This is a genomic window from Mycobacterium sp. (genome assembly GCF_032161845.1).
GTDB lineage: Bacteria > Actinomycetota > Actinomycetes > Mycobacteriales > Mycobacteriaceae > Mycobacterium.
Genome location: NZ_JAVRQA010000046.1, coordinates 1 through 7818 on the forward strand (window position 1 = coordinate 1; position 7818 = coordinate 7818).

Here is a 7818-nt window from a genome sequence, read left to right on the forward strand (position 1 = left end):
CGAAGGCGCGAGCCAACTGCTTAGGGTGCGCGAAGGGGGGTAGCCAACAAGCTGTGGAGCCTGTCTCGAACGGTGTGGAGCAACCACCCGGCATCATCGCCATCGGCGCATCGGCGGGTGGTGTCGAGGCACTGAAGCAGCTCGCGGCGGGTCTGCCGGCCGAGTTGCCCTACGCGGTGCTGGTGACTCTGCACATGGCCGCCGGCAGCCCGAGTGTGCTGGCGCGGATCATCGATCGCTCTGGACCCCTGCCTGCCCAGAAGGCCGTCGACGGTGAGCACGTCCGCCCCGGCCGGATCTACGTGTCGGTACCCGACCGGCATCTGCTGGTCGCCGACCATCGGCTGGTCGTCTCGCGTGGCCCGACCGAGGACGGCCACCGCCCCGCGATCAACCCGCTGCTGCGTTCGGCGGCGGTCGCATTTGGTCCCCGTGCGATCGGGGTGTTGCTCTCCGGCGTGCTCGACGACGGGGTTCTCGGCTTGGTGGCGATACGCTCGAGGGGTGGCGTCACCGTGGTTCAGAGACCTGACGACGCGCTGTTCCCCGACATGCCACGCAATGCGCTCGCAGCACGGACCGTTGACCACGAGGTGACGGCCGCGTCGGCGGGCCGCCTCTTCGCGGAGTTGACGCGAACTAGAGGTGAGGAGGCTCCGATGGAGCCGGAGCCGGATCCAGCGATGGAACTCGAGAATCGCATTGCGATGGGCCCCCGCTTCGCCGACACCTTCGACGCCGAACTCCTCGGACCGCCGTCGGGCTACACGTGCCCTGATTGCAACGGGTCACTGATGGCCGTCGGCACCACCAACTATCGATGCCGGGTGGGGCATGCGTGGACACCGGAGAACCTATTCCTGGCCAGGGACAGCGAGACCGAGCACGCGCTCTGGATTGCCTTGCGGAGCCTCGAGGAGAAGGCCAGGTTGTCCCGCAAGCTCGCCGACAACGTCGGGCCAGGGGCACTGCAACGCCGTTACGTGGCGATCGCCGACGAGGCCGAAAATGCCGTCGACGTCCTCCGCGACCGTCTGGCGGACCTCATCAGCGAACCATCCGAGCGACGATGAATCCCTCTGAGTCGCGAAGCGAGGTGCGGCTCGGTTGGCGCACGACACCGGCTCACACGACGTTGGAGATCGACGGGGTGTTGGACGGCACCACCTATCGCACGGTGCGCGATGCCGTGGTCAAGGCAGCGCTCGACGTGCCGCCGTTGATCGTCGTCGACGTGACGTCACTTCAGGCGCCGTCACCGTCGGCCTGGTCCGTGTTCACCAGTGCACGATGGTTGGTGGGCGACTGGCCCGACATCCCCATCGGTCTGGTGTGTTCGCATGCGGTCGGCCGGCGGGCGTTGGCCCGCAACGGAATTGCCCGCTACCTTCCGGTATACGGAAACGTCGCGGCGGCGCTGGACGCCTTGGCGGCACAGCCCAGACCGCAACGCAGAAGGGTGCGGCAGGTGTGGCCGGCCTCCCCGTCGGCCGTCGCCTCCATCCGCCCCTACGTCTCGCACTGGATGGCGGTGTGGTCGCAGGACGAGTTGGCGGTCACGGTCGGCGTCGTCGCCAGCGTCCTCGTCGAAAACGTGATACGTCACACCGGCAGCGATCCCGACGTCCGCTTGGAGACCGACGGTGCCACCGTCACGGTGGCCGTCACCGACCACAGTCACCTTCCAGCTGGTGTCCACGAGGACGAAATAGGCACTGCGCTCAGGGGATTGCAGATCGTCAGGGCGCTCAGCAGAGTCTGGGGCAACACGCCTACCCAGGAGGGCAAGGTGGTCTGGGCGGTGATGGGGCCGGAGAATCGCCTTTAGCGGTTCAGGTCTACAGCCGATCAGGTCGTCGACACCGGCGCGGGGCGGCCCGCCGCGATGAGTGTTCCGCCGAGGTCGTAATCGTCGTCGGCGTTGAAGGTCAGTACGCCCACGGCCTTGCCGTCGGCCTCGTACCAGACGGTGAAGCCGTCGTCATGGTCGACCACGCGGCTGCCGTCGAATCCGTCGCCCCACGCGTGGTACTTGATCGTCGCGTCACCGATCGTCGACCAGAAACCAGGTACTTCATGCCAGGTGGCAGGCGTGCCCGCCGCCTGGGCGCCCGCGACGGTCCCATGGTCCATGGCGTCCTGCCAGTGTTCGACGGCGATGTGACGCCCGCGGGCGGTGTTGTACGCGAATGCGACGTCTCCCGCGGCGTAGACGTCGGGGGCCGAGGCCCGCATGTCCGCGCCGACGATGATGCGCGAATCCTGCATCTGCAGACCCGCTTTCGAGGCGAGGTCACCACGCGGCGTCACGCCGGTGGCGGCGAGTACCAGATCGCAATCGATCCAGACGCCGTCGTCGAGTTTGACCCTGGTGTCCTCGATCGCCACCGCGGAGGCACCCGCGACGTACCGCACCCCCGCCTCCCGGACCAGATCGAGCAGGCGTTCGCCTGCCTCGGCGCCAAGACGCTTCTCCTGAGGCACCCGGTCGGGCGCCACCAAGGTGACGGCCACGCCCCTCTTGGCCAGTGACGCAGCGGCTTCGCAGCCGATGAAGCCTGCGCCCACGACGACGGCCGAGGTGGCCCCAATGGCGGCGCTGCGCAACTCGCGCGCGTCCGACAGCGCCCGCAGGGACAGCGCCCGCTCACCGCCGGGCACGGGCAGCGGCGACGGTCCCGCCCCGGCGGCAAGCACCAATGCGCGGTAGGGAATTCGTTCCCCGTCGACGCTCACCGTGTGCTGGTCGGGATCGATCGCCTGGACGGTGCGGCCCTGGCGAAGCTCGATGGCGCGCGCGGTGAACCATTCCGGTGGATGCAGCGCGACGTCGTCGGTCTCGCCCCTCAGGAAGTCCTTGCTCAACGGCGGTCGTTCGTAGGGCAGGTCGGGATCGGCAGTGAGTACGGTGATCGACGTACTTGGGTCGTGCTGACGAAACGACTCCGCGGCGCTGATGCCCGCCGGTCCGCTGCCGATGACGACCAGTCCCGATGTGCTCACCGAAGTGTCATACCCCGATCCGCGTCCTGCACACGTGGTCTCAGCGTCGCCGACGCAGCGGCATGCGCCCCGGTGGCTGGCGTGGCGGGGCTAGCAGGGGCTCACGCGCCACCAGCTTCACCGTAGACGTGACGCCCGCGGTCAGTTCGAGATCGGTGCCGGCGTGGCGGATGGTGAGCGTGCCGTCACCGTCACCGTCGTGTTGCGGTCGGCGCAGGGTGTATCCGACTTCTTGGTGATCGACGGCCACGGTGAGGTGAAAGTCTCTCCACCGCAACCGGAATCGCAGTCGGCTGATCTCCTCGGGCAGCGCGGGGTCGAGGGTTAGCACGCCTTCGCAATCGCGCAGACCGCCGAAGCCGGCGACCAATGCGGTCCAGGCGCCCGCGAGTGACGCCATGTGAAGGCCGTCGCGGCTGTTGTGATGCAGGTCGCGCAGGTCGATCAGGGCGGCCTCGAAGGCGTAGTCATGGGCCAACTCCAGGTGTCCCACCTCGGCGCAGAGCACGGCCTGGGTGGCCGCCGAGAGCGACGAGTCGCGCACGGTTCGCGGCTCGTAGTAGTCCACGTTTCGGGCCTTCTGCTCGCTGCTGAAGACGTGGCCCTGCCAGTGCATGGCCAGTACCAGGTCGGCCTGCTTGACCACCTGGGCGGCATACAGCCGCACGTAGGACTCGTGCAGCAGCAGGGGGTAGTCGGTGTTCTCGTCGAAGTGCCACTCCCGCAGGGTCGTGAAACCCTCGCACTGCTGGTGCACGCCGAGGCCCTCGTCGAACGGCACGTGCGCCGCGTCGGCGGCATCGCGCCACGCGGCGGTTTCCTCGGTGGTGACCTGCAGCGCCTCGGCGGAAGACGGATGACGTTCGCAGGCCGCGGCGGCCACCCGTAGGTTGTTCGCGGCCATTAGATTGGTGAAGACGTTGTCGCGCACCACGGCCGTGTACTCGTCCGGACCGGTGGCCCCGTCGAGGTGCCACACTCCGTGGCGGTCGTGGTGGCCCAGGGACAGCCATAGTCTCGCCGTCTCGACCAGCACAGCCAGTCCGCAGTCGGCTTCCAGCGATTCGTCGCCCGTCACCACGCGGTAGCGTTCGAACGCGGCGGCGATGTCGGCGTTGACGTGCCAGGCCGCTGTGCCCGCGGGCCAATAGGCGGAGCACTCCTGGCCGCGGATCGTGCGCCACGGGAAGCTGGCGCCAAGGAGGTCCAGTTCCTTGGCCCGTTGGCGTGCCAGATCAAGGGTGGAGGCCCGCCAGCGCAACGCGTCGGCAGCGGCCTGCGGGTGGGTGTAGGTCAACACGGGAAGCACGAATCCCTCGGTGTCCCAGAAGGCGTGGCCGTCGTAACCGGTTCCGGTGAGGCCCTTGCCGGGGATGGCCCGGCGTTCGGCGCGGGCACTGGCTTGAAGCACGTGGAACAAGCCGAAGCGCACCGCCTGCTGGGACTCGGGATCGCCGTCCACCTCGACGTCGGCGTTGGCCCAGAAGTCGTCCAGATAGGCGCGCTGGGCATCGAGCAGGCCCTGCCATCCGGTGTACCGAGCTCCCGTCAGGAACCCGGCGACCTGATCCTGCAACCCGGGCCTCGAGCGCAGGCTCGACCATCCGTACGCCAGATACTTCACGATGCGCAGCTTCTGACCGGGGCGCAGTCCGCAGATCACGGTGGTTCGGGCCAGATCCTCGCGTGCCTCGGTATTCGTTTCGAAGCGGCCAGGCACTTCGACGTCGTGATCCATTGCCGCGGCCATCATCAACCCGCTGAGTCGGGTCTGATGCACCAGCACCGCCCGTAGGCCGTCGCATTCATGGGAAACCTGTTCCAGCGGCGTGTTCACCAAGGCAGATACCCGCGGATCGTCCGACGTCTCGGGCTGAGCCTCGTTGGCCACCAGCTCGGATTGGACGGTCAGCCTGGCAAATTCGTCGACGGCCTCCACGACGTATTCGATTGCGGCCACGCCGCGTTGGGCGAGTGACACCAGCCGGGTGGAGGTCACCGCGATCTGGCGCCCAGCGGGGGAACGCCATTTCACGTGGCGCGTCAGCGTGCCCGCGCGAAGGTCGAGCACCCGCTCGTGGTGCTGCAGTTCGCCGTACCGGACGTCGAACGGCTCGTCGTCGACCATCAGTCGCAGGATCTTGCCGTTGGTGACGTCGATGAGCGTCTGCCCCTCCTCGGGGTAGCCGTAACCGGCCTCGGCATAGGGCAGCGGCCGGACTTCGAAGAACGAGTTCAAGTAGGTGCCCGGCAGCCCGTACGGTTCACCCTCGTCGAGATTTCCGCGAAAACCGATGTGGCCGTTGGACAACGCGAACACCGATTCGGACTGTGCGAGCAACTCCAGGTCCAAGGTGGTCTCGCGGACCTGCCACGGTTCGACGGGGAACGTGTCCGCGGTGATCACCGGTCGGCCATGAGGTCGGCGAGATCGGTGACGACGACGTCGGCGCCGTGTGCCTTCAACGCGTCGGCCTGGCCGACGCGGTCGACACCGACGACGATGCCGAAGTGTCCGGCGTGGCCGGCTTCCACGCCGGAGAGGGCGTCTTCGAACACCGCTGCCACCGAGGGTTCGACCCCCAGCCGTTGCGCTGCCGCCAGATACGAGTCCGGAGCAGGTTTTCCAGCGATGTTCTCCTCGCGCATCGTGACCCCGTCGACGCGTTGGTCGACGAACCGATCCAACCCGGTCACCTCGAGCACTTCCCGGGTGTTGGCCGACGACGAGACGACGGCGATCGCAAGGCCTTGATCGACAACGGCTTCGACGTAGCGGCGCGATCCCTCGAACACCTTCACCCCTTCGGTGTGCAGCGTGTGTAGGAAGGCGTCGTTCTTGCGGTTGCCGAGCCCGTTCACCGTTTCGGCGACAGAATCGTCGGTGGGACTGCCTTCGGGAAGCGAGATGCCGCGACTGGACAGGAAGGACCGCACCCCGTCCGCACGCTGCTTGCCGTCGACGTAGCTGAGGTAGTCGGCGTCGGCGTCGAATGGCACGAACGTCGATCCGTCGCGTGCTGCCTTGTCGTGCAGGAAGTCGTCGAACATCGCCGTCCACGCCTTACGGTGCACGCTGGCCGTGTCGGTCAGCACGCCGTCGAGGTCGAAGAGGCACGCCCGGACTCCCTTCGGTAGACCCAGCAACCGGGCACCCCTCTTTCCCATCGTCGTATTCGATCGCTCGGCATGTGGAGTACCCGTCGCCACCTCATCTCAGACCGGGCCGCTGAGCGAAGAATCAAGGTCAGATCGCGAAGCAAATCCCGCGAATGGCCGCAGGCGAGGTGAATCCGGGTAGCAAGCGATGAGGTTGGCGGACGGAGCGCAATGCATGCGACGAGGCTGGACGCGCCGACCGTCGTGCTGCCCACCCGTAGCGGTTCGTTGAGTTGGCCGGGCGACGCGACGGTTGCCTTCGACACGGGCGAGTCCATCTTCACCCAGGGCGACGCCCCCGACTGCCTATACGCCATCGTCGAAGGCAAGGTGAGAATCGGTCGCGCGGCAACGGACGGCCGCGAATGTGTCTTCACGGTGTTGGGTCCTGGCGACGTCTTCGGTGAGGTCTCGCTACTGGACGTCGGCCCGCGCACCGCGACGGCAATCGCCGTGACGGACGTCCTCGCCACCACGTTGAACCGGTCGCAACTCCTGCGTCGCCTCGCCGACGACCCGTCGTCGGCCGATGATTTGATGCGCACCTTGGCGCGCCGGGTGCGGTGGCATTCGGACGCCCTGGTCGATCTGATGTCATCCGACGCGCCTGCGCGGGTCTCGAAGTTGTTGCTGCGCTTGGCCCGACGATTCGGCGCACGAGGCGACGATGGGATCCGGGTCGAGCTCGACCTCAACCAGGAACAGTTCGCGCAGATGGTCGGCACCAGCCGGGAGACCGTCAACAAGACGCTGTCTGAATTCGCCTCCGAAGGATGGATACGCCTCGAGCGCGATGCCATCGTCATCATCGACTCACAACCGCTGTCGCGGCGCACCGATGGTTGCCAGCGTTCGGATCGTTCCTCCCGCTGAAGCACTGCGGGTTAGGACGTCCAACCGGTTGGCGGTGGCCACGTTTCGACGTCCTGGCCCTTGTTCCGCAGCTTGACGTACTCGTATCCGCTGTCTGCCGCGTGGGCGATGGTGTCGGCATAGACGCGGCGCGCCTCGGCTCCGGGTCCGTTCACGAGCACGGATTCCTCGGCGCCGTCGGCTGGATTGCCACGGTCGTGGACCTTGGCGACCACCACTTCCCATTCCGCGCTGAATCTTGAGTCGTCCCGTGCCGTCAAGATGCACTCCCTTCGCTCAGGCGGCGACCTAGCGAGTCCTCTTCTTCATTCGGCATCTACCCGGCATCCGGCGCCCGAAACGGATGTGGATTGACGCGTCGACTGGCGGGTAGGGGAGAAGTGCGGACCGAGACGCGATGAGTAAGGAGGTCGACCATGACCACACCCGATGAACGTCGCTCAGAGGAGCACCTCCAGGCAGAGGAGGACGACGGATCGGCAGAGTTTCAACCAGAAGATGGGGGCATCGCTCCCTCGCCGTCCAATCAGCCTGGGCCTGCCCACAGAACCTGACCGCACACGCCCACGGGGTCGTGTTGTGATCCCGATCAAGGATGTCGTTGGCGAACCGTCAGTCCACTTTCCGGCTACCCATTGCCGATGGGTGCGCATGGCGTAGGTCTACGGTCATGCCGCCACCGTTGTCAGGGACTGTGCTCACGAGAGGGCAGTCGCCGGAGCCGACCTAGGGTTTGCGCCGTGTCCGTCGGTGCACGGATCGCCGCACCCACGGTGGCACCGG

General features: G+C 66.9%; 7 protein-coding genes. 3 read left to right on the forward strand and 4 right to left on the reverse strand.

The features are described 5' to 3' along the window. The first annotated feature begins 53 nt into the window (after nucleotides 1–53). Both QOD90_RS02780 and QOD90_RS02785 read left to right on the forward strand, forming a co-directional pair. Nucleotides 54–1073 (forward strand): chemotaxis protein CheB, encoded by a 1020-nt coding sequence (locus QOD90_RS02780; protein WP_526346444.1) that lies wholly within the window; start codon nucleotides 54–56, stop codon nucleotides 1071–1073. After that, on the forward strand, nucleotides 1070–1828 hold the full coding sequence (locus QOD90_RS02785) for an ATP-binding protein (protein WP_526346446.1): 759 nt from the start codon (nucleotides 1070–1072) through the stop codon (nucleotides 1826–1828). The genes QOD90_RS02780 and QOD90_RS02785 overlap by 4 nt, the downstream gene beginning before the upstream one ends. 20 nt (nucleotides 1829–1848) lie before the next feature. Here QOD90_RS02785 and QOD90_RS02790 read toward each other — a convergent pair whose 3' ends face one another. Genes QOD90_RS02790 through QOD90_RS02800 form a run of 3 tightly spaced genes read right to left on the reverse strand, consistent with a single transcriptional unit; the run spans nucleotide 1849 to nucleotide 6171 of the window. After that, entirely contained in the window at nucleotides 1849–3003 is a 1155-nt protein-coding gene (locus QOD90_RS02790; protein WP_526346448.1) for an NAD(P)/FAD-dependent oxidoreductase, read from the reverse strand. Nucleotides 3004–3043: 40 nt separating this feature from the next. Next, nucleotides 3044–5410 carry a glycosyl hydrolase family 65 domain-containing protein gene (locus QOD90_RS02795; RefSeq protein WP_526346450.1) on the reverse strand — a complete coding sequence of 789 codons (2367 nt, stop codon included), beginning with the start codon at nucleotides 5408–5410 and terminating at the stop codon, nucleotides 3044–3046. Beyond that, entirely contained in the window at nucleotides 5407–6171 is a 765-nt protein-coding gene (locus QOD90_RS02800) for a beta-phosphoglucomutase family hydrolase (RefSeq protein ID WP_526346452.1), read from the reverse strand. The genes QOD90_RS02795 and QOD90_RS02800 overlap by 4 nt, the downstream gene beginning before the upstream one ends. Nucleotides 6172–6333: 162 nt before the next feature. Between QOD90_RS02800 and QOD90_RS02805 the strand changes: the two genes are divergently transcribed. Beyond that, nucleotides 6334–7035, forward strand: a complete 702-nt coding sequence (locus QOD90_RS02805) for a Crp/Fnr family transcriptional regulator (RefSeq protein WP_526346454.1) — start codon at nucleotides 6334–6336, stop codon at nucleotides 7033–7035. Between the two features lie 11 nt (nucleotides 7036–7046). On the opposite strand, the gene QOD90_RS02810 is transcribed toward QOD90_RS02805, so the two are convergent. Further along, entirely contained in the window at nucleotides 7047–7295 is a 249-nt protein-coding gene (locus tag QOD90_RS02810) for a hypothetical protein (RefSeq protein WP_526346456.1), read from the reverse strand. Nucleotides 7296–7818 lie beyond the last annotated feature (523 nt).

Excerpts from the sequence above, each read along its gene's own strand:
- QOD90_RS02800 (WP_526346452.1), bottom strand. The coding sequence starts at position 6,171 with ATGGGAAAGAGGGGTGCCCGGTTGCTGGGTCTACCGAAGGGAGTCCGG.
- QOD90_RS02805 (WP_526346454.1), top strand. The coding sequence starts at position 6,334 with ATGCATGCGACGAGGCTGGACGCGCCGACCGTCGTGCTGCCCACCCGT.
- QOD90_RS02785 (WP_526346446.1), top strand. The coding sequence starts at position 1,070 with ATGAATCCCTCTGAGTCGCGAAGCGAGGTGCGGCTCGGTTGGCGCACG.